Origin of the sequence: Actinomadura vinacea (assembly GCF_039532545.1) — a bacterium.
In the GTDB taxonomy this organism is placed as follows: Bacteria; Actinomycetota; Actinomycetes; order Streptosporangiales; family Streptosporangiaceae; genus Spirillospora; species Spirillospora vinacea.
In genome coordinates, this window is record NZ_BAAARW010000050.1 from 87395 (window position 1) to 114252 (window position 26858).

17 protein-coding genes and 1 tRNA gene are annotated in these 26858 nt (G+C 70.3%); 8 read left to right on the plus strand and 10 right to left on the minus strand.

The genetic code is table 11. The features are described from left to right. The first annotated feature begins 97 nt into the window (after positions 1-97). Together ABD340_RS47045 and ABD340_RS47050 are read left to right on the plus strand one after the other, a co-directional pair. Positions 98-1027 carry a Ppx/GppA family phosphatase gene (locus tag ABD340_RS47045; RefSeq protein ID WP_344598635.1) on the plus strand — a complete coding sequence of 310 codons (930 nt, stop codon included), beginning with the start codon at positions 98-100 and terminating at the stop codon, positions 1025-1027. Positions 1028-1138: 111 nt separating this feature from the next. Next, positions 1139-3340 (plus strand): protein kinase domain-containing protein, encoded by a 2202-nt coding sequence (locus tag ABD340_RS47050; RefSeq protein WP_344598636.1) that lies wholly within the window; start codon positions 1139-1141, stop codon positions 3338-3340. Between the two features lie 7 nt (positions 3341-3347). On the opposite strand, the gene ABD340_RS47055 is transcribed toward ABD340_RS47050, so the two are convergent. The 3 genes from ABD340_RS47055 to ABD340_RS47065 form a co-directional block, all read right to left on the minus strand. Beyond that, the gene (locus ABD340_RS47055; protein ID WP_344598637.1) at positions 3348-6686 is read right to left on the minus strand and encodes an error-prone DNA polymerase; all 3339 of its coding nucleotides are present in this window, start codon (positions 6684-6686) and stop codon (positions 3348-3350) included. Between the two features lie 21 nt (positions 6687-6707). Continuing rightward, entirely contained in the window at positions 6708-8210 is a 1503-nt protein-coding gene (locus ABD340_RS47060; RefSeq protein WP_344598638.1) for a DNA polymerase Y family protein, read from the minus strand. A gap of 166 nt (positions 8211-8376) precedes the next feature. Next, positions 8377-9135 carry a hypothetical protein gene (locus tag ABD340_RS47065; RefSeq protein WP_344598639.1) on the minus strand — a complete coding sequence of 253 codons (759 nt, stop codon included), beginning with the start codon at positions 9133-9135 and terminating at the stop codon, positions 8377-8379. A gap of 204 nt (positions 9136-9339) precedes the next feature. Between ABD340_RS47065 and mtnA the strand changes: the two genes are divergently transcribed. Beyond that, positions 9340-10362 carry an S-methyl-5-thioribose-1-phosphate isomerase gene (gene mtnA, locus ABD340_RS47070; RefSeq protein WP_344598641.1) on the plus strand — a complete coding sequence of 341 codons (1023 nt, stop codon included), beginning with the start codon at positions 9340-9342 and terminating at the stop codon, positions 10360-10362. A gap of 207 nt (positions 10363-10569) precedes the next feature. Here mtnA and ABD340_RS47075 read toward each other — a convergent pair whose 3' ends face one another. The 4 genes from ABD340_RS47075 to ABD340_RS47090 form a co-directional block, all read right to left on the minus strand. After that, the gene (locus tag ABD340_RS47075) at positions 10570-10923 is read right to left on the minus strand and encodes an HNH endonuclease (protein ID WP_344598643.1); all 354 of its coding nucleotides are present in this window, start codon (positions 10921-10923) and stop codon (positions 10570-10572) included. Positions 10924-11100: 177 nt separating this feature from the next. Then, positions 11101-12720, minus strand: coding sequence for a TROVE domain-containing protein (locus ABD340_RS47080; RefSeq protein ID WP_344598644.1), 1620 nt, complete (start codon positions 12718-12720; stop codon positions 11101-11103). A 408-nt stretch (positions 12721-13128) separates the two neighbouring features. Next, positions 13129-13190: transfer RNA gene (locus tag ABD340_RS47085), tRNA-Ser, on the minus strand. A gap of 705 nt (positions 13191-13895) precedes the next feature. Continuing rightward, positions 13896-15122 carry a glycosyltransferase family 2 protein gene (locus ABD340_RS47090; protein ID WP_344598645.1) on the minus strand — a complete coding sequence of 409 codons (1227 nt, stop codon included), beginning with the start codon at positions 15120-15122 and terminating at the stop codon, positions 13896-13898. A gap of 281 nt (positions 15123-15403) precedes the next feature. Here ABD340_RS47090 and recD2 point away from each other — a divergent pair, with 281 nt between their 5' ends. After that, entirely contained in the window at positions 15404-17632 is a 2229-nt protein-coding gene (recD2, locus tag ABD340_RS47095; RefSeq protein ID WP_344598646.1) for an SF1B family DNA helicase RecD2, read from the plus strand. Between the two features lie 240 nt (positions 17633-17872). Here recD2 and ABD340_RS47100 read toward each other — a convergent pair whose 3' ends face one another. Beyond that, positions 17873-19345, minus strand: a complete 1473-nt coding sequence (locus ABD340_RS47100) for a peptide ABC transporter substrate-binding protein (protein ID WP_344598777.1) — start codon at positions 19343-19345, stop codon at positions 17873-17875. 615 nt (positions 19346-19960) lie between these two features. Between ABD340_RS47100 and ABD340_RS47105 the strand changes: the two genes are divergently transcribed. Together ABD340_RS47105 and ABD340_RS47110 are read left to right on the plus strand one after the other, a co-directional pair. Next, a complete protein-coding gene (locus tag ABD340_RS47105) occupies positions 19961-21172 on the plus strand; it encodes an LVIVD repeat-containing protein (RefSeq protein ID WP_344598647.1) in 1212 nt (403 codons plus the stop codon). A 270-nt stretch (positions 21173-21442) separates the two neighbouring features. Further along, entirely contained in the window at positions 21443-22522 is a 1080-nt protein-coding gene (locus ABD340_RS47110) for a M14 family zinc carboxypeptidase (protein WP_344598649.1), read from the plus strand. A gap of 173 nt (positions 22523-22695) precedes the next feature. Here the strand turns inward: ABD340_RS47110 and ABD340_RS47115 are convergent, their stop codons facing one another. After that, positions 22696-23211: a CGNR zinc finger domain-containing protein gene (locus tag ABD340_RS47115; protein WP_344598650.1), complete on the minus strand. Its 516-nt coding sequence runs from the start codon at positions 23209-23211 to the stop codon at positions 22696-22698. A 114-nt stretch (positions 23212-23325) separates the two neighbouring features. Here ABD340_RS47115 and ABD340_RS47120 point away from each other — a divergent pair, with 114 nt between their 5' ends. After that, positions 23326-23562: a hypothetical protein gene (locus tag ABD340_RS47120; RefSeq protein WP_344598651.1), complete on the plus strand. Its 237-nt coding sequence runs from the start codon at positions 23326-23328 to the stop codon at positions 23560-23562. 194 nt (positions 23563-23756) lie between these two features. Beyond that, entirely contained in the window at positions 23757-25298 is a 1542-nt protein-coding gene (locus tag ABD340_RS47125) for an Nramp family divalent metal transporter (protein ID WP_344598652.1), read from the plus strand. A 48-nt stretch (positions 25299-25346) separates the two neighbouring features. Here ABD340_RS47125 and ABD340_RS47130 read toward each other — a convergent pair whose 3' ends face one another. Then, positions 25347-26801, minus strand: coding sequence for a type I glutamate--ammonia ligase (locus tag ABD340_RS47130; RefSeq protein WP_344598654.1), 1455 nt, complete (start codon positions 26799-26801; stop codon positions 25347-25349). Positions 26802-26858: the final 57 nt, after the last annotated feature.

The window sequence follows — 26858 nt, forward strand, 5'->3', positions numbered from 1 at the left end:
TGTGGTCGCGGCCGGATTGAGGGTGTCCGTCGGGTTATGACCCTGTGGTCGGGTGTGTCTGCTTCGTAGTGATCCTGCGTTCGGTAGCGTCATGCCCATGCGACTCGGCGTACTGGACGTGGGCTCGAACACGGTGCACCTCCTGGTTGTGGACGCGCACCGCGGTGCGCGCCCGCTTCCGGCGTTCTCTCACAAGGCGGAGCTGCGGCTGGCCGCCCATCTCGAGGACGGCGACCGGCTGTCGGCGGAGGGCGAGCGCCTGCTGCACGACTTCGTCGAGAAGGCGCTGCAGGTCGCCGAGGACAAGGGCGTGGAGGACCTGGTCGCCTTCGCCACCTCGGCCATCCGCGACGCCGAGAACGGCGAGGAGGTCCTGCAGCGCATCCGGGAGAGCGCGCAGGTCGACATCACCGTGCTGTCCGGCGCGGAGGAGGCCCGGCTGACCTTCCTGGCGGTGCGGCGCTGGTTCGGCTGGTCCTCCGGCAGGCTGCTGGTGGTCGACATCGGCGGCGGCTCGCTGGAGGTCGCGGGAGGCCTCGACGAGGAGCCCGACGTGGCGATCTCGCTGCCGCTGGGCGCTGTCCGGCTCACCCGCGACTGGTTCACCTCCGACCCGGTGCCCGCCGAGGAGGCGCGCAAGCTGCGCCGCCACGTCCGCGCGGAGATCGCCCGCCATGTCGGCGAGGTCGCCCGGTACGGGCCGCCCGACCACGCGGTGGCCACGTCCAAGACGTTCAAGCAGCTGGCCCGGATCGCCGGGGCGGCGCCCTCGGCGGAGGGCCCGTACGCGCGGCGGGTGCTGCGCCATGAGAATGTCACCGAATGGGCCGGGAAACTGGCCCTGATGCCGCCCGGGGAACGTTCCGAACTGCCGGGCGTCTCCGAGCGGCGGGTGCCGCAGCTCCCCGCCGGGGCCATCGTCGCCGACGCCGCGATGGACCTGTTCGGCACGGCCGAGCTGGAGGTGTGCCCCTGGGCGCTGCGCGAGGGCGTGATCCTCCGGCGACTGGACATGATCACCGGCTGACCGGCGTTTTGCCAGACCGGCGTAGGTTCGGGGGAATTCTGACCTCTTCTGGCCTGCGCATCCGCCGCCGACGGCCCCCGGCCTCTGCCATCGTTTGGGGAGGGTGGGTTCATGCGCCGTTCCGTCCAGGCGGCCGACCGGTGGAAGGTGACGCCGATGGAGAGCCGACCTGGCCCGGGGGCGCTGCGCGAACTGCAGCCCCACGACCCGACTCGGGTGGGTCCGTACGAACTCGACGCCAAGGTCGGCGAGGGCGGGATGGGCGCGGTCTACCTGGGCCACGGCACCGACGGACGTCCCGTCGCCGTGAAGGTGGTCCGCCCCGAGCTGGCCGGCGACCGCGCCTTCGTGGCCCGCTTCAACGACGAATGCCGCAACGCCGAACGCGTCGCCTCCTTCTGCACCGCCCAGGTACTCGACCACGGCCAGGACCTCGGCCTGGCCTACATGGTCACCGAGTACATCGAGGGCCCGTCGCTGCTCCGGTACATCGGCGATAACGGCACCCTCTCCCCAGGCATGCTGCACGGTGTGGCGGTGGGCGTCGCCGCCGCTCTGGTCGCCATCCACGCCGCCGGGCTCGTCCACCGCGACCTCAAGCCGAGCAACGTGCTGCTGTCCATCTCCGGTCCGCGGGTGATCGACTTCGGGATCGCGCGAGCCCTGGACATGGCCACGTCCCACACGCAGACCGGCCAGATCGTGGGCACCCCCGGCTACATCGCGCCCGAGCAGATCCTCACCCACCAGATCACCCCGGCGGTCGACATCTTCGCCTGGGGCTGCCTGGTGGCGTACGCCGCGAACGGCCGCAACCCGTTCGGCCGGGGCTCCCTGCAGGTCATGGTCGGCCGCGCCCTGCACGGCGAACCCGAACTGGGAACCCTGACCGGACCCCTGGCCCGGCTGGTCAAAGCCGCCCTGAGCAAGGAGCCCGAGACCCGCCCAAGCGCCCAAGACCTCCTCCTAAGCCTGGTAGGCGGCGGAGCAAACGAAGCAGCCGTGACCACAACCCTGGGCCACTCCTGGCCCCTACCTCCGCCGCAAGGGACGCCCCTCTCACCGGGCATGCCCATGCCACAGGGCGCGCCGCCCCCCTCCCAGAGCGCGAGCACCCGGGGAGGGGCGGCCGTATCGCCGCCCGCGGGCATGCCGCAGGGCGCGGTCAGGGGGGAGAGGGTGGGGACTGGTGGGGCTGTGCCGCAGGAGGTCTCCCCGGCACCGCTGACCGGCTCAGGCTCGCGGGCTTCGGGGCCGCCCCAGCCGGACGGTGCCGCGGGCGTGGATGGGAGCACCGGTCCGGCCGCTGAAACGATCACCGATCCGGCGCTGGTCGGGGGCGTGCGGGTCCCGCCACCGCCGAGACGGGCCAGGGGGCGGCGTCCCGCGATCACCGGTGTGGCCGTGGCCGTGTTGCTGGCCGGGGGCGGGTTCTTTCTGTCGCGGCTCGGGGACGACCCGGGCACCGCGCGGCCTCCCGCCAAGAAAGCCGGCGGTCCTCCGATCGAGCCGATGCTCGTCCGGATCGACACCAAGGCGGGGTGGCCCAAGGAATGCCACGCCGACATCGGCACGTACACCCCGGGCCAGGCCGCGCCGGTCACCCTGCTGCCCGGGGACGCGTGCGACACCCTCCCGGAACGGTCCCCGGCCGATCGGAACAAGGTGGCGTTCACCCGCACGGCCGGCGGACGCACCGAGGCATGGGTGATGAACGCCGACGGCGGCGACGCCCAGCGGGTCACCGGCGGGCTTTCCGGCGGCCGGGTCACCTGGTCGCCGGACGGGCGGCAGCTGGCCTTCATGCGCCGGGACGGAGGCGTCCGCCAGATCTACGCCATCACGATCGGGGAGACCGAGCCGCGCCGGCTCACCAACGACCCCGCCGACAAGGACGATCCGATGTGGTCGTCCACCGGCCGGCTCGCGTTCTGGAGCAAACGCGCGGGCACCGAGCAGATCTACACGCTCGACCCGCGGAACCCCAGCGCTCCCTGGACCCGGCTCAGCCGGGACGGCGTGCGCGCGGTCGACCCCGAATGGTCCCCGGACGGGACCAAGATCGCCTATACCCGCGGCCCGTACCCGAACGGGCACGTCTGGGTCATGAACGCCGACGGCTCCGGCGCCAGGCGGCTCACCACCGGCGACCGGCACGAGATGGACGCCGCCTGGTCGCGCGACGGCAAGTGGATCTGCTACGCCCGCGGAAGCTACGAGTCCCCGGAGATCCGGACGATCCGTGTCGACGGCACCGGGGACCGGCCGTTCGGGCCGGGCAAGGGGATGATCGGCCATCCCAACTGGTCCTGAAGCGGCACTAGTGGAAGTTGCGGGCGCGGACGCGTCCCGGGACGGGAAGGCGGCGCAGTCGGGTGGCGCGGATGTTGGTCACGCCGTCCGCGCGCTCCAGCCGTCCGTTCACCAGGAGGGCCTGCGCGTCAACGGCCAGGCCGCGGTGCCGCTGGAAGACCTGAGGCGGACAGATCACATTGAGGATGCCGGTCTCGTCCTCCAAGGTCATGAACACCATGCCGCCTGCGGTCGGTGGCCTCTGGCGGTGCGTGACGAGCCCTGCGACGACCAGGTTGGTGTCGTTCGGCACCTCGGGGAGCCGCCGAGACGGAGTCGCGCCCAGTTCGTCCAAGGCCTCGCGTACATGGGCCATGGGGTGCGTATGGGAGACCCCGGTCGCCCATAGATCGGCCAGGGTCTCCTCTACGGGCGTCATCGTCGGGAGCGTTGGAGCACTGGCACCCGGCGTGACACCCTCCAGCTGACCAGGGCCCACACCGGCCAGGGCGCCCGCAGCCCACAACGCCTCACGCCGCGTCAGCCCCTTACGGCCCTCGCTGTCCCGAACGGGGACGGACCCGAAGGCGCCCGCCGTCGCCAGGGCCTCAAGGGCCGCCGCCGAAAGACGGACGCGCCGCGCAAGGTCCTCCATGCTCGTGTACGGGCGTCCTGCGGCGATGGCCTCGGCCGCATCGTCGCCCAGGTTGCGGATACCGGTGAACCCCAATCGGATCGCGGGCTGCGGCTCCGACGGGGCATGCGGATGGGCGGACTCAACCGCAAGGGGCTCTTCCAGAGTGGGGTGTGCGTCGCTGGTGTTGATGTCCACGCCCCGGACGACCACCCCATGGCGGCGTGCGTCGGCCAGTAGCGACTGCGGGCTGTAGAACCCCATGGGCTGGTTCCGTACGAGCGCCGCCGTGAACGCCGCGGGGTGGTGCCGTTTGAGATAGGCGCTCGCGTACACCAGATGGGCGAAGCTCTGCGCATGCGACTCAGGGAAACCGAAGCCCGTGAACCCCAGAATCTTCTCGTAGACGCCCTCGGCCAGGTCGGCGGGGATTCCACGCTCGGCCATCCCGCCCAGTAGGCGCTGCTTGAGCCGCTCTACCCGTTCCGGCGCGCGCTTGGCACCCATCGCCTGCCGCAACTCGTCGGACTCCGCGGGGGAGAAGCCCGCACAATCCACGGCCAGCTGCATCATCTGCTCCTGGAACAGCGGCACGCCCAGGGTGCGTGCGAGCGCGTTCTCCATCAGCGGGTGCGGGCAGGACGCCTCCTCCTCTCCCTTACGGCGACGCAGGTACGGGTGGACGGATCCGCCCTGGATAGGGCCGGGCCGGATCAGCGCCACCTCCACCACCAAGTCGTAGAACTCGCGCGGCCTCAGGCGAGGCAGCGTGGCCATCTGCGCGCGCGACTCCACCTGGAACACCCCCACCGTGTCGGCGTCGCACAGCATCTCGTACACCTTCGGGTCCTCCGGCGGGATCGACTGCAGGTCGTACCGCACGCCGTGGTGCTCCTCCACCAGGTCGAAGCAGTCGTGCAACGCCGCCAGCATGCCCAGCCCCAGCAGATCGAACTTCACCAGGCCCGCCGCCGCGCAGTCGTCCTTGTCCCACTGCAGGACGGTGCGCCCCGGCATCCGCGCCCACTCGATCGGGCAGACCTCCCCGACCGGACGGTCGGCGATCACCATCCCGCCCGAATGGATCCCCAGATGCCGCGGCAGCTCCAGCATCCGCCCCGCCAGAGCCGTCACCGCCGCCGGAACCTCCGACTCCGCGCCAACCATGGGGGGCGGCGGGGCGTAGCCCTGGGGGTGAGACACAGCTCGCGCGTCCACGCCGCGCGACCAGGCGTCCTGCTGCCCCGGCGAGAACCCCAGCGCCCGCGCCGCGTCCCGCACCGCCATCCGCGGCCGGTAGGAGATCACGTTGGCGACCTGGGCCGTGCACTCCCGCCCGTACTTCGCATATACGTACTGGATCGCCTCCTCACGGCGGCGGTGCTCGATGTCCAGGTCGATGTCGGGCGGGCCGTCCCGTCCCGGCGACAGGAACCGCTCGAACAGCAGCCCGTGCCGCACCGCGTCCACCCCGGTGATCCCCAGCGCGTAGCAGACCGCCGAGTTCGCCGCCGAACCCCGCCCCTGGCACAGGATGCTCCGCCTCCGGCAGAACTCCACGATGTCGTGCACGATCAGGAAGTAGCCGGGGAAGCCCAGCCCCTCGATCACGTCCAGTTCCTTGGCGATCTGCGCGTACGCGCCGGGCACCCGCTCCCGCCCGGGAGGCCCGTACCGCTCGCGTGCGCCCTCCGCCACCAGCCGCCGCAGCCAGCTCGCCTCGCTGTACCCGTCGGGCACCGGCCAGTCCGGCAGCCGCGGCGCCACCACGTGGAAGTCGAACGCGCACTCCCGCGCCAGCGCCACCGTCCGCTCCCGCACCCCCGGGAACCGCGCCAGCCGCGCCGCCATCTCCGCCCCGCCGCGGACGTGCGCCGTCCCGCCCGCGGGCAGCCAGCCCACCATGTCGTCCAGGCTCCGCCGCGACCGCACCGCCGCCAGCGCCTGCGCCAGCCGCGCGTCCGGCCCCGGCGCCGCGAAGTGCACGTTGTTGGACGCCACCACCCCCACCCCGGTGCGCGCGGCCAGCTCGAACAGCACGTCATTGCGGCGATCGTCACCCGGCTGATCGTGATCGATCAGCTCCACGAACACGCCGTCCCGGCCGAACATGTCCACCAGCCGGCGCAGCTCCCGTTCCGCGGCCGCCGGGCCGCCCGCCTCCAGCGCCGCCGGCACCGGCCCCTTCCGGCAGCCCGTCAGCACCGACCAATGCCCCTCGTGGCCCGCCGCGAGCGCGTCCAGGTCGTATACCGGACGGCCCTTCTCCCCGCCCGCCAGCTGCGCCGCCGTGATCGCCGAGCAGAGCCGCGCGTACCCGGCCGGCCCCCGCGCCAGCACGAGCAGATGCCGTCCCGCCGGGTCGGGCTCCCCGGTGCGCGGCCCCGGCAGCCCCAGGCTCAGCTCCGCCCCGAACACCGTCGCGATCCCGGCCTCACCGGCGGCCTGCGCGAACTGGACGGCCCCGTACATGCCGTCATGGTCGGTGACGGCCATCGCCTCCACCCCGAGCCGGACCGCCTCCGCCACCAACGACTCCGGGGCGCTCGCCCCGTCCAGGAAGCTGAACGACGAATGGCAGTGCAATTCCGCCCACGCCACGTCCGGCTTGGCACGCCGCTCGACCACACGATCCGGCGCCGGTACGGGCTTGGGCGCCGGTTCGTCCGGGACGCGCCAGGAAAGACGCTTCTCGAACTCGCGCCAGGGAACCGGTGGGTTGTGCCACCCCATCAGCCCACCCGCCCCGCGGTCTCAGTCATACGCGGCCTCCACATGCCAGCGGCCGCCCTCGACGGCGAGCAGGAACGCACGCCCGTCATCGGTGACGGCCTGGAAGCGGGCGCGGCGGCGCGCGTGCCCGGGATCCCACCACCGCTCGACGGCGGGCCACGGCCCCGTCCAGGACGTGATCGCGGCGGGCGGGCCGCCGTCCACCGACAGGGACGCGGGCGGCGCGGAGACCGCACAGCGTGCCGACACGACCACCGGCGCGCCCGACGCGTCCACCACCCCGGCCGGCCAGGGGCGCCGCGGCACCACGGCGGGGGCGGGCGCCGGGACGCGACCGGGCCAGGGCCCCTCGCGCACCTCCCGCGGAGGCAGATCGCCGACCGGTACCCTGGCCACCCGCTCGCCCGGCCCCCGCCCCCCGACCAGGACCGGACGCGTGATCGCCCGATGCCCCAGCAGCGTCTGGATCCGGTCGGCGGCACGGGAGATCCGCTCGGTCACCGCGGACCGCCCCCACAGCGACCCCTGCGTGCCCTCGTCCGGGACGAGCTGGTCGGGCGCCATCTCCAGCCAGACGACCCCACCCCACACGGCCTCGTCCCGCGGCGGTTCCTCCACGCCATCAGAGCCCGGGACGGGCTGCCCGCTCCGCCACGCCGCCAGTTGCCAGCGGACCCGCTCCGCCACCGCGGCCGCCGGCAAGCGGCCCTCATGGCGCCACAGACGGCGCAGCACGTGCCCGTCCGCGAAACCGGCCTGCACCTCCAGCCGCACGCACGCCAGCCCGCCCGCGGCCAGCCCGTCGTGCAGCTCACCGGCCAGCCGCTTGGCCGCGAACACGACCTGCTCGGCCCGCTCCGCCGGCGGATCGAACTCGTTCCGCACAGTCAGATCGACGCTCGCCGCCGCGGGCGCCACGGGACGCGGCTCCTCACCTCGCGCCAACCTGTGCGCCAGCGCCCCGTCGGCTCCGAACCTGCCCGCCACATGCCCCGACGGGAGCGCCGCGAAATCACCCAGCGTCCTGATGCCGAGCCGGCCGAGCAGGTCGCCCAGCTCGGGCCGCTCGAGCACCGACAGCGGATAGGGCGCCAGGAACGCCGCGGCCCGGCCCGGCCCGACCACCACGCCGCCGTCATCGCCACGCGCCGCGAGTTCCGCCGCGAACAGGCCGTCCGCTATGCCCGCACCACAGTCGAAGCCCGCCTCCACCACCGCGTCCTGCACCAGCAGCCGCAACGCCTCCTCGCCGCCGTAGAAACGCGCCGGCCCCTGCGCGGGCACCGCACACAGCCCTGGACGTACAACCTCCACCTTGGGCGTGAGCTCCGCGACGGCGTTCGCGACCGTCTCGAAAAGCCGCCCCTCGGCATCGGTGTCCCGTTCCCGTACGACCAGATCGGGGCAACGGCGCTGGGCGTCCCGGATCCGCTGCCCCCGGCGCACCCCCTCCGCCCTGGCCGCCGCGCTGCACGCCGCAACCCGTCCGTCGACCACCACCGCACCGGCCGTCGCCGCGTCCACGCCCACCGCCGTAACCGGCCAATCGGGACACCAGACCACCAGAACCCGGCTCACAAGCCCCAACTCTCGTCAGCCCCTCGGGCCCCCGGAGCCGCAAGTCCTGTGAGGACAGGACGCGCCTCGGACCACCCCAAGGTGCCTTCCCCAGGTGAGCCCCGCCCTTCGCTCACTTCGCCGTCCTCACTCGGGCCGCCACCCGCCGTGTCGCAGGGGCATCGGGCTCGGCGGCCCCGGTGACGACCTCCAGCAGCGGCCGCCCCGGCGGCGCCTCGGCGGGGATGACCTCGCCATCCGGTCCGGGAAGCCACACGTCCGCCTGACGGCCCCGGCCAGGGGCGTCCCGGCCCTCGGCCGTGACCTGCGCACGACGTCCCCGCAGCACGCCATGGCCGTCCCCGAGCCCGTCCCAGGCGGCCTCGTCCACGCGGAGCCGCAACCGCGTCCCGGGCCAGGCGCGGGCGAACGGTCCCGTGAGCGTCAGCACGCAGCCGTGCTTGCGGGCCAGCGCCGACAACCGCCGCACGGCCGTGGACGAAGGAACCTCCGGCGTCCGGACGAGCACCAGGTCGACGGCCTCGACCAGCGCCGCCACCACATCCGGCCATCGCTCACCCGGCTCGTCCACCAGGAGCAGCCGCTCGGGGGCCGCCCCCATACCCACCGCCGCGACGACCCCGAAGTCCGGCAGGCCCACGACTCCGCACCAACCCTCCGCATCGGCCCCGGACACCCCCGCGACGAGGGCCAGCCCGAGTGAGGCGGCCCCCGGACCGTCCAGCCCCACGATCGACCCCGGCCGCAGCCCCCCGCCCGGGATCACCGGCCGGAGGGCGGGAAGCACGGGCACCAGATCCCGCGCGGCCTGCGCCGAGTCGGCGCGCAGCGCGTCCACGGACGCCAGCCCCGCCCACGCCGCCTCGGCCACTCGACGATCTCCCCTCCCGCTCGCCTACAATGTCGAACATAGATTCGACTCATGTCAAGTTATCCCAGGTCAAGGAGACGAGAAACGCTGCCGGCGCAGCGGGGAACGGGCAGTGCCTTCAGGGGGACCGGCCGCCGCAAGATCCACAAGGCGTCTCCCTAGAGGAGAATGTTCTTGTCGGCGAGGTATGCATGGAGTGGGGGCATGGTGAACGACATCCGGGCCGTGGCATGGACGGACGATGGGCTCCGGCTCATCGACCAGACCGTGCTGCCCGGCCGCTTCGAGCATCTTCACGTGCGCGACACCGGGACGCTGGTCGACGCCATCCGGCGGCTGGCCGTCCGCGGCGCGCCCGCCTTGGGAGTAGCCGGGGCGTTCGGCGTGGCCATCGCCATGATCGAGGCCGAGCGGCAGGGGTGGACCGCCGGCGAACGGGACGCGGCGATCGACCGGATCCGTTCCGCCCGCCCGACGGCCGTCAACCTCGCCGCCGGCGTCGACAGGGTGCTGCCGTTCGTGCCCGAGGGCGTTGACGCGGTGGTCGCCGAAGCGCGGAAACTCCTGGACGAAGACGTCCGCAACAACCAGTCCATCGGAAGGGGCGGCGCCGACTGGATTCTCGCTCGTACGGGGAAGCGGCCGCTCCGCGTCCTCACGCATTGCAACGCGGGAGCGCTCGCCACGGCCGGGTGGGGAACGGCGTTCGGGGTCATCCGCGAGCTGGCCCAGCGTGATGCCGTGGAGTTGGTGTACGCCGACGAGACCCGCCCGCTCCTGCAAGGCTCCCGTCTCACCGCATGGGAGCTGGAACAGGCGGGCATTCCCTACCTGGTCCAGGCCGACGGCGCCGCCGCCAGCACGATCCTGCGCGGTCTGGTCGACGTGGCGGTCATCGGCGCCGACCGGATCGCCGCCAACGGCGACGTCGCCAACAAGATCGGCTCAGTGGGGGTGGCCCTCGCCTGCGCTGACGCCGGCATCCCATTCGTGGTGGCCGCACCATGGAGCACTGTCGACCTGAACACACCGTCCGGCGAGGAGATCCCGATCGAGGAGCGACCCGGCGATGAGGTGCTGACCTGGGAAGGGCTCACAGTCGCCCCACCGGGCGCCCGAGGTTTCAACCCCGCCTTCGACGTCATCCCGGCCCGGCTGGTGGCGGCCCTGGCGACCGAGACCGGCATCCTGGAGATAGCCAAAGGCGAAACACCGCTGCCGAGTTAGCGCCTCCGTTCCCCGAACGGCCCAGAGACTGCAGACCGGCTGGCTACACAAGGACTTGTATCCAGACAGGCGCGCCCGTCTTCGGCGCCGACGGCAAGAACAGCCCGCTTCAGACCGCGGATCGGGCGGTTCCCTACAGCCAGGGCCAGGTCGCGTCCCTTCCGCCTCCAGGAGCGGGATCATCTGGAGCGCGACCCTTGCGCCTTGTCACAGGGCGGCATCAGGCACGTCCCCATACTGCTCAATGATCTCGCGGGCGAACGCCAGAAGATGGCTTACCCGCTGCCTCTTCGGCTGCACCGATGACCACAGCTCGAGATTCTCAGGCCGGTTGTCATCGCGGATTCCGTTCTTGTGATGCACGTTCTCGACGCGGGGGATCAGCGGCCTGCCGAGAATCCCCTCCATCACCAGGCGGTGTTCGGGCACGCGCTTCCCGTTGACCCAGAAGATGCGGTATCCGTTCTGCAGGCTCCCGCGAGGCATGTATCCCTCCAGTCCGTTCTTGCCTCTACGTAGCCCTTGATAGTGAAAGGTGACCGTATCCGCGCCCGCCGCCATGTCGGGGTCGTTCGCAATACGGGTGGCGGCACGGTGTCCCCTTTCGCGTCCACTCGTACTCAGTATGAAAGGGGATCACCGTGCTGTGCCCACCGACGGTAGTGAGTGCCGCACCAACCGCGCGCCTTGTGTGGGCGATCACATCCGTCAATTGAACGCACGCGGTCAGTCATAGGGTCAGTTTATCGAAGTCGTGCCGCCGTTTCGCTCCCATGGCCAGCAGGCGGACTTTCTCATTTCGATCAAGTCGATCAGTCCAAACGCGGCGTCCGACAGACCGCCGAAGGTGTGGCGCTGCCTCTCGCCGGACGGGCCGTGGCCATACCGGTAGCCCGCCAGGTTCCAGGTGTAGACCGGCACACTGGCCGGCACCTGGGCGGTCGGGTCGGCCCCGCGGTAACCGCCCCACGCCTGCTCGTCGGTGACGATCACGACGCGGTCGTGGCCGCGGTAGTTGGCACGGACCGCCTCGGCGGTATTGGTCCCGCCCATTGAGGTGAACCGTCCCAGCACCCTCAGCAGCGACTCGCCGCGGCGTACCTCGACGGCCCGGTGGCCGGTGCCGAACTCGACCAGGTCGGCCGAGGCCGCGCGCATCGCCAGCGCCGCGCCGAAGATCGCCGCCGAGTCGGCCCGGTTGAGGCCCGAGTTCTTGGAGACGCCTCCGAACATCGAGCCGGACCGGTCGACCAGGACCAGTGTCCGGCCGGTCAGCCGCGGCACGTTGGCCAGCGAGTGGTTCAGCGCCTGCTCCAGCGGCCACGTCCACCGCACCGACGGCGCGGCGTTGTGGGCGGCCAGGAACCGGAACGGGAACATGCGCGAGCGCGCGATGACCTCGGGGTCGGCGAGCTTGGCCGCGACCTGCTCGGCCACCTCGTCGCGCACGCCCGCCTGGTCGAAGTTCCGCAGGTTCCGCACAAGCGCGAAGATCCCCATGCTCGGAATGATCGACTCCCACGCCTGGGCGTCCATCGGGCCCTGGAGCCAGCCGGCGAGGGCCTCCCAGGTGATGCCCGCCCGGCGCAGCAGCTCGGGATCCTCCAGAACGCGGCGGCGCTCGTCGACCGGCATGGTCAGCAAAGCGCCCCGACGCGTCAGCGTCTCCAGCGAGGCCGGGATGGGCGCGTCGGCCTGGTGCGGGCGCTTCACCGCGTACCCGAAAAGGTCGTGCTGCCAGGGGCCCCGGAACCGGTTGCCCTGTGAGCTGCCCTTGCGGTCGCCCGGGTGGGTCAGGTTGAGGATGTCGGCGAAGCTGAACCCGCGTGCCTCCGAGGCGCCCCACTTGATGTAGTTGAACTCGGTGCCGAGCCGGAGGATCGCGTCGCCGATGCCGCGCTTGACCGGCTTGGGGATGGCGCGGCCGTAGGTGCCGATCCAATAGGCGAGGGCCTCGCCGGGCTCGTCGGCGCGGCGCAGGACGCTGCTGACCAGCTGCCGGTTGCCGCCCTGTTCACCGGCGGCCAGCCGGGCCCGGACGGCCTCCAGGGCGCCCACGACGGGAGCGGAGCGCATGTTCGCCTCGCCGCGAAGCCACGACAGGAAGCCCGCCGTCCATTCGACGTCCTCCACGGCGACCTGGCGGATCAGGGTGCGGTACCGGTCGTCGCGGTCACCGGCGGCCTCGTAGAAGGAGTTCTCGCCGACCATGTTCGCCACCGACAGGAGGAAAAGTTCAGACTTCGCCTCTCGCGCGTAGCCGGGCGCGCCCTCGTGGGTGCGGCCGGTCGGGGCGGCCGCGGTCTTCACCGGGCTGGAGACGGCCGGGCGCGTCGCGCCGCGGTTGAACTTCGCCATAGAGAAAGGCTCCTTCCGCTGTCGGAGGGAGCCCGGGGCTTCGCGGTGGTGCCCGAGGTCAAGGTCGGCGACGGTTTCGACGCGTCCAGTGCTCTGCCGGTTGAGCTACACCGCCCAGGGCGGCGGTGGGATTCGAACCCACAACCCACGGATTAACAAGGAAGTATCCGTTGCCTGCGCACCGGGCACCCGCGAAGTCTGTGCTCCCTCCCGAGATCAAATCGGTGCACGGGAATGCCCGCCGAGTTGGGCGACCGCTGAAGCCAGCGGGAGGAATCGAACCCGAAGTACCCGTTCACCTGCGCACCGGGAGGTACGCATATTCAGTTGTGTCCAGAGGAGGCACCCGAGGTCGGAGACGGTGAAGGTGACATTAGCGCTCTGCCGGTTGAGCTACGCCGGCCGCGCGGCCGGCGACGGGACTCGAACCCGCAACCTCTCGTTCCCGAAACGAAGTAACCCTCACCTGCGCACCGGGTGCGCACGCTCTGAAGTTGTCACCCTCCCGAGGTCGGGAACGGCCGCAGGATCTGTTTTCTCGGACAAAGAAGTAACCCGTGGCCTTCGCACCGGGAGGGCGTTGGCACTAGGACAGCATGATCTCTGCCGACCGCACAACCGAATTCCTCCGCCCTTGGTGGCAGCAGCCCGCCATGACACCCACGCCTACTGGCCGCGCGCGAGCAACAGGCTGCGGTACACGCTCCCCGATTGGACCCCGGAGATCTCCGACAGGGGCGCCAGGACGTCCCCAGCGCTGCGCAGGAGCCATGCTTTGCGATCGGCGATGGCTTACACGCCAAGGCGGGTACTCGATGGCGGGGCGCCTGGGCAAGCGCGTAAGAATCTTCGCCGCAAGGCTTCGCATGGGCGGGCGTGCAGAGCGGGCCGCGGACTGGTCGACGGCGGCGTGCGCCGGAAGACGGCGTCGCGGATCAGCCGGTACCCCGGCCGCGCGGGTGACGGTGGCGAATCCAGCCGATACGCGTGCGCAGCCAGGCATGCCAGGCTGACGCAGCGGTCGTCTGGCGGAACCACCCCTGTGGGAAGGGGGCGCTCGTGTGGGTGAGGCTGAGGTTCGCCGCGCCGGGTGGGTGGGGTTTGAGGGCGCGGCTGGCTTGACGTCGGTGTTCTGGAGATTGCGAAAGGCGTGATTACGTTGGCGAGATAGCACCTCAATCGCGCATGGTTCGTTTGACGGTGCCTTGGGGAGGTTCATGATCTCGTTTTTCTGTGTTGGGATGGCCTGGCTTGCCGTGTTGATCTTCAGGGTGGCTGCCTTGGGGAGGCTTGAGGGCTTGAATTCGTTGTTGGGTGGCGTGGCGTGGGATGTAGGGGCCTGGGGGGAGGGTGTCCGCGCGGCCTTTTTCGTAGATGGTGAGCGAGGTGGTGAGGCCTAGGGGGACGAGGAGTAATTCTGTGATGAGGCCTTTCCACGCGTAGTAGGTGTTGATCGCCCTTGCGGGGTAGACGCAGGGGATGTTGAGCAGGACTTGGCGGAGTGGGATGCGGCGGCGTTTGGCCGCGTAGATGAGCGGGGGTGCCATGAGGAGGAGTTCGGTGCCCCACCACCAGGCGATGGATTGGCCGACCGGCATGTTCCAGGTGAGGGTGAGCAGCACCGGGGTGGCCCACCAGAGAGGGGCGAGGAGGATTTCCAGGATGGCCAGCAGGACCCATAGGGCGAGCATGGGTTTGCGGAAGACCAGTTGGCGTAGGTGGAGCCGTACGTTCTGGAAGAAGCCGGCCATCCAGCGGCGAACCTGCCGGCGTAGGAAGGGGAGTGTTTCGGGGTCTGCCGCCCAGGCGACGGCGTCGCCGACGTAGACGGCCTTGTGGCCGGCGATCTGGGCGGACCAGGTGAGGTCCATGTCTTCGACGATGGTGCGTTCGGGAAAGCCGCCGTGCGCCAGGAGGAGATCGCGACGGAACGCCGAACAGCAGCCGGAACAGACCATGGGGCTTTGCGCACTGGCCTGGATGGGGCGGTGCCAGTGGAATCCGAACAGGTACTCGATCGAACGGCCGCGTTCCCAGACCGTGCGGGTGAAACGGGTCTGGACGTTGCCTGCGGCGATGGCGACGCCGGGATCGGCGAAGGCGGGTTTGAGGCGTTCGATGTAGTCGGGGGCGAGGATCGTGTCGGCGTCGACCGCGAGCACGAGATCGCCCTCGCAGTGCGGGAGGGCGTGGTTCTGTGCCTTGGCCTTGCTGCCGAGGTTGTGCGGCGGGCGCAGGACGGTCACGCCATAGGTGCGGGCGACCTCGCCGGTGCGGTCGATGGAGCCGTCGTCGACCACGATGATCTGGCAGGCGGGATCGGTCTGTGCCATAAGGGACGCGAGCGTGGCGGGCAGGCCCTGTTCTTCGTTGTGGGCCGGGACGATGACCGAGACCTTCATCGTCGGCTCCGGAAGGCGCACGTGGTGAGCATGATGACCCAGACCGTTCCGTAGACGAGGGTGCTGATGCCGATGCCGGGTATCGCGCCGTGCATTCTCGTTCTCCTTTTCTCGGTTCCGATGGGAGCCATCGTCGGCGCGGCGTGCGGGGCATCGCCAGGGGCGCGGGAATTGTGGATAACTTCGCGGAGCGAGTTATCCACAGGTCGGACGGGAATCGGGAAGTGTCGCCGGGGCTGCGTAGAATCCCTCGGCATGAGGCGTAGCGGCCGGAAGGGGCGATGCCGGTGACGGCGGCCGAGAGCGGGCCGAGGCCGGTGGTGCTGGAGGCGGTTCTCGAGCGGATCACGTACGCGAACGAGGACACCGGCTACACCGTCGCCCGGGTGGCGACCGAGCGGACCGGGAGCGATCTGCTGACGGTGGTGGGCGCGCTGCTCGGGGCGCAGGTGGGGGAGAGCCTGCGGCTGACCGGGCGATGGCGGTCGCATCCCAAGTACGGGCGGCAGTTCGAGGCGGATTCCTACTCGACGGTGCTGCCCGCGACCGTGCAGGGGATCCGGCGGTATCTCGGCTCGGGGATGATCAAGGGCATCGGTCCGGTGATGGCCGACCGGATGGTGAGCCATTTCGGCACCGACATCCTGCGGATCATCGAGGAGGAGCCCGAGCGGCTGGTGGAGGTGCCCGGGCTCGGGCCCAAGCGCACCAAGCGGATCGGCGACGCCTGGGAGGAGCAGAAGGCGATCAAGGAGGTGATGGTCTTCCTGCAGGGGGTGGGGGTCTCGACGTCCCTGGCCGTGCGGATCTACAAGCAGTACGGGGAGGGATCGGTCGACACCGTGCGCCGCGAGCCGTACCGTCTGGCCGCGGACGTGTGGGGAATCGGCTTCAAGACCGCCGACACCATCGCGCAGGCGGTCGGCATCCCGCACGACAGCCCGGAGCGCATCAAAGCCGGTCTGCAGTACACGCTGTCGGAGGCCGCCGACGACGGCCACTGCTTCCTCCCCGAGCCCAACTTGGTCACGGCGGCGGAGAAGATCCTCGGCGTGCCGCGGGAACTGATCGGGCCCGCACTCGACGAACTCGTCCAGGAGGAGGGGATCGTCAGGGAGGCGATCCCCGGGACGGGGGAGGAGGCGGCCACCGTCCCGGCGGTGTACCTGGTCCCGTTCCACCGGGCCGAGCGCTCGCTGGCGTCCGGGCTGCGGGAGCTGCTGAACGCCGGGCACGACCGGCTGAAGGCGTTCGCCGACGTGGACTGGGCCAAGGCCCTGGCCTGGCTCCGCAAAAGGACGGGCACCGACCTGGCCTCCGAACAGGAGGAGGCCGTACGGCTCGCGTTGACCTCCAAAGTCGCCGTGCTGACCGGCGGTCCGGGGTGCGGCAAGAGTTTCACGGTGCGGTCCATCGTGGAGCTGGCCGCGGCGAAGCAGGCGCGGATCGTGCTGGTGGCGCCCACCGGGCGGGCGGCCAAACGGCTGGCGGAGCTGACCGGGCACGAGGCCGCTACCGTGCACCGGCTGCTGCAGCTGCAGCCGGGCGGGGACGCCAAGTTCGACCAGGACAACCCGCTGGAAGCCGACCTGGTGGTGGTCGACGAGAGCTCCATGGTCGATCTGATCCTGGCCAACAAGCTGGTCAAGGCGATTCCGCGCGGTGCCCATCTGCTGCTGGTCGGCGACGTCGACCAGCTTCCGTCGGTCGGCGCGGGGGAGGTGCTGGCCGATCTGCTGGCCGCCGAGGGCGTACCGCGAGTTCGGCTCACCAAGATTTTCCGGCAGGCGCAGCAGTCGGGCATCGTGGTCAACGCACACCGGGTGAACTCGGGCGATCACCCGCACACTCAGGGTTACCCGGATTTCTTCCTGTTCCCGTGCGAGGAGGCGGAGCCCGCCGCGGAGCTCACGGTCGACGTCGTCGCCAACCGCGTACCGCGCAAGTTCGGCCTCGACCCGCGCCGTGACGTGCAGGTGCTGACGCCGATGCACCGCGGGCCCGCGGGCGCGGGCACGCTGAACAGCCTGTTGCAAGAAGCGCTGACCCCGCACCACGACAACCGGCCTGAACGGCGCTACGGCGGGCGCGTCTTCCGCGTGGGCGACAAGGTCACCCAGCTCCGCAACAACTATGACAAGGGGGAGGCAGGGGTTTTCAACGGCACCGTGGGCGTCGTGACAGAGGTGTCCTTGGAGGAGCACACTCTGACGGTTCAGACGGATGAGGACGAGATCATCGATTACTCCTTCGACGAACTGGACGAACTCGCACACGCGTACGCCATCACCATTCACCGTTCACAGGGCAGCGAATATCCGGCCGTGGTCATACCGCTGACGACCAGTTCATGGATGATGCTGCGACGTAATCTGCTCTATACCGGCATCACAAGGGCGAAGAAACTCGTTGTGCTGGTCGGTTCCCGTCGCGCTTTGGCCGCCGCGGTCCGGACGGCGGGTGCGGGGCGCCGCCATACCGCACTGGCCCACCGTCTCAGCACCCTCTAAGGCGTGTCTTGTGGGTCTTGTCCGTCGTGCGCGGCGTTCAGGTGCGTGCCTGGGCGGCGCGCAACAGAACGTGGATCCGTGAGGCATGTCCTAGGCTGTGTTCCCACGTCCTGGCCCGCGGCGCCCGCCTGACGACTTGCGTCTGACCGGGTCTGGGTGAGCGCGGACATCGGCCCGGCGACCAGGTAACGCGCTCGCGCGGTATCCGAGGCCACTTCTAGACGGGGCCCTAGCCAATCTTTAGTTCTTGAGGGCTAGGCGAGAGAGGGAAAGGCCGGTGAAGGGGGTCGCGGTTATCGGGTGTAGGCGCTCGGACCATACGAAGTGGTCATGGGGCGACCATAGGGGCATCGCCGTCATGTCGCGCAGGAGAGTCGACTCCGCCAGGCGGGCCGGTGTGACGCCGTTTTCTGGGGTTGTGGCGCTCTCGGCTTGGTCGATCAGGTCGGAAACGTAGTCGTCCTGGTAGCCGGTACCGGCTTCGAGTAGAGGACGCAGGGCTGCCACCGGGGCGGGGTAGGGGGCGATTGAATGGACGACGAAGGGGCCGTCCACCTCCCGCTCGTCCAACGCCTTGCGGAGGTCTGCCGTGGGCAGGGGGCGGGGCTGCACGTCTATGGTCAAGTTCTTGCGGAGTTGCTCGGCGATGGTCTCGACCCAGGCCGCGTCGGACGGTTCATGCCAGATGTTGAGCGTGCCGTTCAGGCCGCCCGCGTCCGTCAGGGCGGCCGTTGCGGCACGGGGGTCGTATATGCAGAGACGGCATTGACCCTCGCGGCGACCTGGCAGCACCCCGGGTGGAACCAGGGAATTGGCGGGTGTGGCCTGATCGCCAAGAGAGCCCTCGGTTATCGCGGTCCGGTCGATGGCCAAGGAAAGCGCTTGGCGGACGGCGGGAGTGAAGCGTTTCTCCCAGGAAGGGAACGCCAGGTGCGTCATCGTCCGCCCGGGCAGGGTGAGGTGCCGGTTGCGGAATTCGCTGTCCATGGTCTCGTGGCGTTCGGCAGGGACGGCCGTGGCCACGTCCAAGCGGTTCACTTCTACGGCGGCGTACTGGTCGGCCGGCTTCGGTATGGCCTTCACCACGATGGTGCGGGCGTTGGGGCGTTCAAGGACGGTTTCGCGTGGCCCATGGGCGCTGATGCGATAAGGGCCGTTCCCTATGGGGCGACGCCCGTACGACGACCAATCGCGGGATCGGAGCACGCTTTCGGGCATCGGTAGGAAGGCGGGGTCACCCAGTAGGGCGGGAAAGCCGTTGAGAGGGCGGTCCAGCGTCACCTCGAACGTGCGGTCGTCGCTTACCTTGAGGCCTTCAACGCTGGACTTGTCCGATGCGCCTTTGATCCGGGCCACTTCGGAGATGGTCCGTGCGCCGTGCCAGCCTTCGCGGACGACCGCCGTCCACGCGTCGGTGAACGAGCGAGCGGTGACGGGCGTGCCGTCGTGGAAGCGGCCGCCCGGCCTGAGCCGTACCGTCCAGACGGTCCTGTCGCCGCCGGAGGTGATCGACTCGGCGGCGGCCGGGACAGGGGAGCCGGTGCGCGGATCGTAGGTGACCAGGCCGGTCCATACGGCGCCCGCGATCATCCGCCCGGTCGCGTCCCGGATGTCGCCGGGGACGAGCGTGGCGGGCGGCGCGGCGCCCACGGACAGCCGCGGGTCGTCCGGTTCGCGCAGCGCCGTCATGACGGCCAGCGGCGCCACCAGCATCGCCACCGCCCCGACGACCAGTGCGGCGGTACGCGTGACGCTGTTCAAGGGCCGCTCCCGTGGCGCTGACGACGACGCCGGTGAGCGTACGGCACGGCATTCGGATCCGGAAGCCGCCCCCGGTCACGGGACGGTCCCGGCTTCGTCGCGGTCCCTTCACCAGCCGTCCAGCTTGTGGACGACAGAGGGGGGATGCACCTTTTGTGAGGCATAGCCAATTGATCACGAAGATCCGTCGCTTCAGACTTGGCTCGGCGACACCCCCGCCGCTACGTCCCCGCTGAAAGTGGAGGCACGATGTTGGCGCGCAGACATCTGACCAAGGGCACCCGGACCGAGCGCACGCGAGAGCCCACGGACCTGGGGCCACGGCGTCGCATGTACGGGCGAACGCGTTCCAGACGTGTCCTCTTCGGCTCGGCCGGGGTGGTGTCGGTGGCGGCGCTGACGGCCGGAACGGCCTGGGCGTGCCCTCCCGAGCCGGGCAATCAGCAGACTCTCATAGGCGGAGTGGCCCAGTCGCAGGGAGAGGGCCGTGACCTTGGAACGCACACAGGGCACGGACCGCGCGATGCAGGAAAGACGTCGTCGAAGGCGTCCGACGCGGTGAAGGGCGTGCAGCGCGTAGGGAACGCGCCCGACGCCAAAGAGGCCACCTCGCTCGTGTTCATGGACTACGGCAAAGGGCCCGGCAAGCGCACCATCATGTACGTGAGCGGCCGGTTCGGCCTCAAGGGGTACGACATCAGCGCCGACCCCCGCAGCCCCAAACTCGTCGGTTCGTTCGACCTGCCGGGCTTCTGGCAGGGGGAGGACACCGAGGCCGACCACAAGCGGAAGATCATCTATCTGTCGCGAGACCCCCGCGCTTTCGGTGGCAACACCGACACCGGTGAGTCGGGCGTGTACGTGGTCGACGTGTCCAAGCCGGAGAGCCTGAAGCAGATCGCCTACCAGGTCATCCCCGCAGGGCATACGACGTCGTGCATCAACGACTGCCGCTACCTGTGGACGGGCGGCCCGGCCAAAGCGAAGTGGATGCCGGAGGACTGGGGCGGCCGTCCTGTATGGGTGACCGACGTACGCAACCCGCGCAAGCCGAAGGTCTTCAAGGACCCCATCGACACTGGGCGGAACGACGGCAAGACCGACTACACGCATGACATCCAGGTCGACTCAAGCGGGATCGCGTGGGCTTCAGGGCGTGGTGGGGTGCGCGGCTATCACACGAGCGGGCGCCACTACGATCCGCTGACGAAGCGTTTCCGTACCGCGACGCCCTGGAACCCGGTGCCATATGCGGGCGGCGGTATCGACGAGGCCACGACCAACTCCTCGTTCATGCACAACAGCTACCGCGCCGTGGGCCGGACCCGCGACCAGGGGCCGGACCCCCGCAAGTGGGGTGACGGCCAGACGCTCATCGTCACGGAGGAGACCTTCAACGACGGGTGCGCGAACGACGGTCTCCTGGTCATCGCTTCTCTCAAGGGCTCGTACGGGGGGCAGGGGTGGCGTTCCACCCCGGACAAGCCGTTCCGCCTCCGCACACTCGGTACGTGGAGCGTGGCCGGGCAGGAGGGCAGCCGCCCGGATACCGACGGGTGCTCGGCCCACTACTTCGACGTCAAGGACGGTGTGCTCGCCCAGTCGTTCTACGAGCAGGGGACGCGCTTCATCGACGTCCGTGACCCCACCAACCCGCGCCAGGTCGCCTATTTCCGGCCGGACGACGCGCGGGCTTGGGCGTCGTACTACCACGGCGGCTACATCTACGTGGCCGACCACAACCGGGGGATCGACGTTCTGAAGGCGACCTTCCGTTAGACCGCTGCCGTCCTGCCGTCGCTAGGCCGCAGCCAGCCGGCTGCGGCCTGACTGCTCGCCGGCGCCTGGCCACGGGATATCGGTCGCCGCACGGGCTTGTCCGGGCCCTGGCCCTTATCAGGTGCCCCAGAACCCGGGAAAGGTCGGCGCCGTCCGGACGAACGGCTGGCGTCCACAAAAGTTGATCAAGCGGTTCCAGCAGACGGGCACCCACCCCCGTCCGTCCGCTGATCCGTCAGGAGGCTCCCCTTGCGACCCCCATCCGCGCGCATGACCCGTCCCCTCGCCGCAGGCATCTCCGCCGCCGCCCTCGTCGCGGGCGCGCTGGCGATCCCGGCCGGCGCCACCATCAACGCCCCCGCATTGGTCTCCGGCGGTGCTCCAGCAGGAGTCACGGCCCCGGCCGCACAAACTGGCGCACGCCTGCACAGCAATGCCGAGCTCGCGCGTGAGCTGAAGCGCATCGAGCGGGCCAGCCATGGCCGGGTGCGCGTTCGCAGCATCGGCACGTCCAACCAGGGCCGCCCGCTATGGTTCGCCACGCTCGGCACCGGTTCGAAGCGGGTGATGTACGTGACGCAGCAGCACGGCGACGAGCCGCTCGGGACCGAATCCGCCCTGCTCGCCCTGCGCACGCTGGGCACGAAGAACGACAGGGCCTCCCGCGACCTGCGCTCCAAGATCACCCTGGGCGTGCTCGTCCGCGCGAACCCGGACGGCCACCACTACAACTGGCGCTACAACTACGACCCCGACGCCCGGCCCGAATACGGCGAAGCGGGCAAGGGCTACGACATCAACCGCTACCACGACCCGGCCGTGCGGCCCGAGGACAACCCGGTGCCCGAGGCCGCCGCGATCCGGCGTCGGCATGCCGCGTTCCGTCCGTCGATCATGGTCGACTTCCACATGCAGGGCCGGTACGCCTTCCCGCCACCGGACGGCAGGGAGATCACCACGTCCATCCTGTGGCCCACCGCCGAGGGCGTGCCCGCCGGTGCGCTCAAGGTGTCCAAGCAGGTCGGGGTGCGCGTGCACGACACCTTCACCCGGGCGGGCGCGGTGGTGTCGCAGTACCCGGGCGGGTCGTACCAGGGCATCGCCCGCAACGCCTACGGCATTCTCGGTGGCGCCTCGCTGCTGGTCGAGCTGAGTGATCTGCCGCTGGCACGCCAGGAGTTCCAGATCCGCACCGCCTCCGTCTCGATGGTCGACCTTGCCCGGGCTGCCGCGAGCGGTGCCCTGGACGGCATCGATCCGACCCGCGCGGACGCGATTCCGCCGCGCGGCCCGGCGCTGCCCGGCGCCTCCGATGCGGCGTCCACCGGGTCCGCAACGGCTGACGGCTGATCGGCAAGGCCGGTCTCGACCAAGGGGTGTTTCATGGGCTTGTTCCTACTGCGCGACCCCAGGTACACACTTCGCTGCGTGGGGGCGACAGCCGAACCTGAGACGGTTCCCTCCTCGCCTTGCGAGGCATGCATCTGCACGCCGCTCGCCACGGACGAGGTTGTGCAACACCCCTAAGCCTCCCGTTTGCGGGCGCGGAAGGCCGCGACGTTGGTGCGGTTGGCGCACGCCTCGGAGCAGAAGCGGCGCCGCCCCGCGCGTGAGGTGTCGGCGTAAACGCGGTCGCAACCCTCGGCCGCGCACACTCCCGTGCGGCTCAGGCCGTGCTTGCACACCAGCTCTGACAGATTCATGAGGGTCGTTGCCCGGAACCTGTGCGGCAGGTCCGCTGACGGGGGCGCGTAGTGGATGTGCAGGCCCACGTCCATCGGGTCGTCGTGATCCGCCAGGTGCGGGTGCATCGGGACCTGGAGCAGCAGCTCGTTGAGCAGGTCCACGGCCACGGGCAGCTCGGTGGTCTCGAAGAACCGCCGTAGCGTGCGGCCCCAATCCCGGAACGACTCGGCGTGGCGCGGCTCGAACTGGTGCCAGAAGAAGCCGTGCTCGCGCAGCAGCGTGCGCAGCGCCTCCTCGGAGTCGTCCCCGCCGGCGCCGGTGACGGCGTTCACCAGTGCCACCGAGGCGGCCACTCCGCGACTCCTGTAACCGGTGATCTGCATTGCCTCGGCTCCCGCGGTCTGTCATGATGTAAACGACATTTTAGTTATACCCCTTACAGAAGGCCAGTGAAGACGGGATGCACTGTGGATGAGTGCCCGCGCTGCGGTTGGCCCCAGTCCGACGTCTACGAGGTGCTGTCGCGGCATCTGACCTCCGAGGGCGTGGTCACGTACACGCGTTGCGCCTGCGGGGCCGTCCAGATGCGTGTCCAGCCGTTCCAGCCCGGCCCGGTCGTCGCCGAGGCCGAAACGTGCGGTGCGCCGTGCCGCGGTCCTGTACGCGACGGCGGGCCCGCCGCCGGGCGCGGCCGCGGCGGCTGAGCGGCCACCCGATGGCCCGGCCCGGTGGCCCGGCCCGCTCCCCACTGGACGGGCCGTGCGGCCCCCGCCCGGGTAACGCGGTCGTCGCCGACGGGATGAAAATCGGAGCCTCCGGGGTATTGCCGGGCCCGACTCCCTGACGGATCATGCAGGCAGCCGAGGAAGTCGGGGGCCTGCTCACCGGAGGGCGTCCTATGGCCGATCCCACCCTCGACCCCGCTTCCAACGAACCCCCCGTGCCCGATTCGTCCGGCACCGCCACCTACCGGCTCGGCGTCAGCCGGCCGGACCTGCCCATCACCGACCTCCCCAGCCCGGAGGAGGTGTTCGGCGTCCGCAAGATCGGGCCGCGCGAGCTGGTCAAGTACGCGCTCGGCCCGAGCATGATCGCGCTCGGCATCTCCATCGGCAGCGGCGAATGGCTGCTCGGCCCGCAGGCGGTCGGCCAGTTCGGCTTCGAGGGCATCGGCTGGATCATCGTGGTCTCGGCCGTCCTGCAGACGCTCTACAACATCGAGTGCTCGCGGTACGTGATGGCGACCGGGGAGGCGCCCGTCGTCGGCTGGGGCCGGGTGCCGCCCGGCTGGATCCTGTGGGTGCCGGTGTCGGTCTTCATCGTCATCTTCTCGTTCATCGTCGGCGGCTGGGCGGCCTCCGCGGGGCAGGGGCTGTACGCGCTGGTCCATGGCGAGGTTCCGGCCAAGGGCGCCGAGGAACCGCGGATCTGGGCGATCGCGCTGCTGGTGGTCGTCTTCCTCATCGCCGCCGGCGCCCGCCGCGTCTCCCGCACCCTGGAACTGGCCAACTGGGTCATGATCGGCGCCATCCTGGTCGGCCTGGTGCTGGTGTGCCTGTTCGTCGTCCCGTTCGGGCTGTGGTGGGACGGCATCAAGGGCTTCGTCACCCCCGCGGCGCCGCCCGACGGCATCACCGCGACGCAGATCGGCGGGCTGGTCGGGTTCACCGCGCTCGCCTCCGGTCTGAACTGGTACGTGATGGGCCACTACCGAGACAAGGGCTACGGGATGGGGCACCGGACGGGCTTCATCGCCGGCCTGCGCGGCGAGCGCGTCAAACTGCTGGCCAGCGGCGTCACCTTCCCCGACGACGCCAGGAACCGGGCGATGTGGCGGCGCTGGTACCGGCTGCTGCTCACCGACATGTGGGCGATCTTCTTCGGCGGCGCGATGCTGGGCATGCTGCTGCCGACGATCCTGATGGCTCGCGCGGTCGAGATCACCGGGACCAAGCCGACGCAGGAGAACGTTCCGACGTTCGTCGCCGCCGCGCTGGACGCCGAGTACGGACGGTGGCTGTTCTACCTCGCGCTGATCCTGGGCGTGCTGATCCTGTTCACCACCCAGCTGGGCATCTTCGAGGCGATGGTGCGCGTCACCACCGACGCCGCGCACGCCACCAGCCCGCGGCTGCGCGGTCTGCTGGAGGGGGACCCGCGGCGCTTCTACTACCCGTTCATGCTCGTCCTGCTGGTGATCATCGGGATCATCCTGCACTTCGCGCTGCCGGTCAGCCTGGTGCAGTGGTCGGCGAACATGTCCAACCTGGGCGCGCTGATCTACCCGTTCATGCTCATGTACCTGAATTCCAGGCTGCCGCGCCCGGCCCGGCCGCGGCTGTGGCACCACGTGATCCTGCTGCTGAACTTCCTGTTCTTCGGGTTCTTCTTCGTGAACTTCGTCGCCGACTTCATCGGCGATCCGCTCATCACCTTCTGAGGCCGGAGGCCGTGGCGGCCGCCGCCCCGGGGGCGGCGGCCGCACGCGTCAGTGGCGCCAGCGGGTGGCGGCCGCGATCTCCTCGGGCGCGACGCCGTCGAACAGGCCGATCTCGCCGCGCCGCACCACCCCGACGGTGTCGATGACCTCGTCGCCGAAGGCCTCGCGCAGCACGGGGTCGGCCTCGAACGCGGCGAGGGACTCGCGCAGCGAGGAGGGCAGAGGGGTGATCCCGCGCTCGGCCCGTTCGGCCTCGCTCAGCGAGGCGGGATCGACGTCGACGGGCTCCGGCAGGACGGCCTCGGCGCCGAGCCCGGCCCGGCCGGCGGCCAGCAGCCCGGCCAGGGCGAGGTAGGGGTTGGCGGCGCCGTCGAAGCACTTGACCTCGAAGTTGGCGGCGTGGCTTCGCAGCCCTTGCGGGCCGGTGACGAACCGCAGCGCGGCCTCCCTGTTCTCATGCCCCCAGCAGGCGAACACGCCTGCCCAGTGGGACGGGATAAGGCGCAGGTAGCTCGCCACAGAAGGGGAGCCGAGGGCCAGGAGAGCCGGTAGCCGTTCCAGGATTCCGGCGGTGAACGCCTCTCCCGCGCGCGTCATGCCGCACGGGCCGTCGCCGCCCGCCATCGCGTTGACCGCGGTGCCCTTCACCGGGTCGTCGCGCCAAAGGCTCATGTGGACGTGCTGCCCGTTGCCCACCGCATCGGCGAGGACCTTGGGGGAGAACGACGCGACCAGGTCGTGTTGGAAGGACACCGATCGGATCGTCTCCCGCACCAGCACGAGGGTGTCGGCCGCGCCGATCGGGTCCTCCGCCGCCACCGACAGTTCCATTTGCCCCGCCGCGTACTCGGGATGAATCTGCGCGACGGACACACCGGTCGCGTCAAGCGCGCGCAGCAGATCGCGAAGATAATCGGAAAGCTCTGCGATTCTTGTCATCCCATATGCGGGACCGCCGCAGGCAGGGGTGAAGTCTTCGCCGCCCCCTTCCGACAGGGCCCATTCCACTTCAAAGGCGGTGCGTATGGACCAGCCTTGGGCGGCCAGCCGCTCGACTTCCCGGCGCAACAACCCCCTTGCGTCGAGGGGATGTTCCGTGCCCTCCTGGGTGAAGCGTTCCGCGGGAGCCCACGCCCAGCCGGCCATCCCCGCCATCGGTACGAGACGGCTCAGAACGGGGTGCAGGCGAAGGTCGCCCACAGGACCGCCCGCGTACCGGCCCGAGACGATGGTGTCGTCCAGCAGGAAGGTGTCGAACACCGGCGACATGCCGACGCCCCAGGTGGCCGCTTCCTGGAGGCGGCGGACCGGAACGCCCTTGGTCCTGGTGATGCCGCTGGTATCCACCCACGTAAGGGCGACCGCCGCCACGTTCTGGACCGAGAGTTCCGCGGCGATCGTGGCGGCCCGTTGGCCGCGCCGCGCCCGTTCCCGGTCGTCCAGGCGCCGCTCCGAGTCCCCGCCGGGGGACGAGCCCAGGGCGGATTGGTCCTTTTCTTCCACAATGACGCTCCCTATCGGGGTTACGGTGACGGCCTGACGGTAACGGCATCGTAGGAA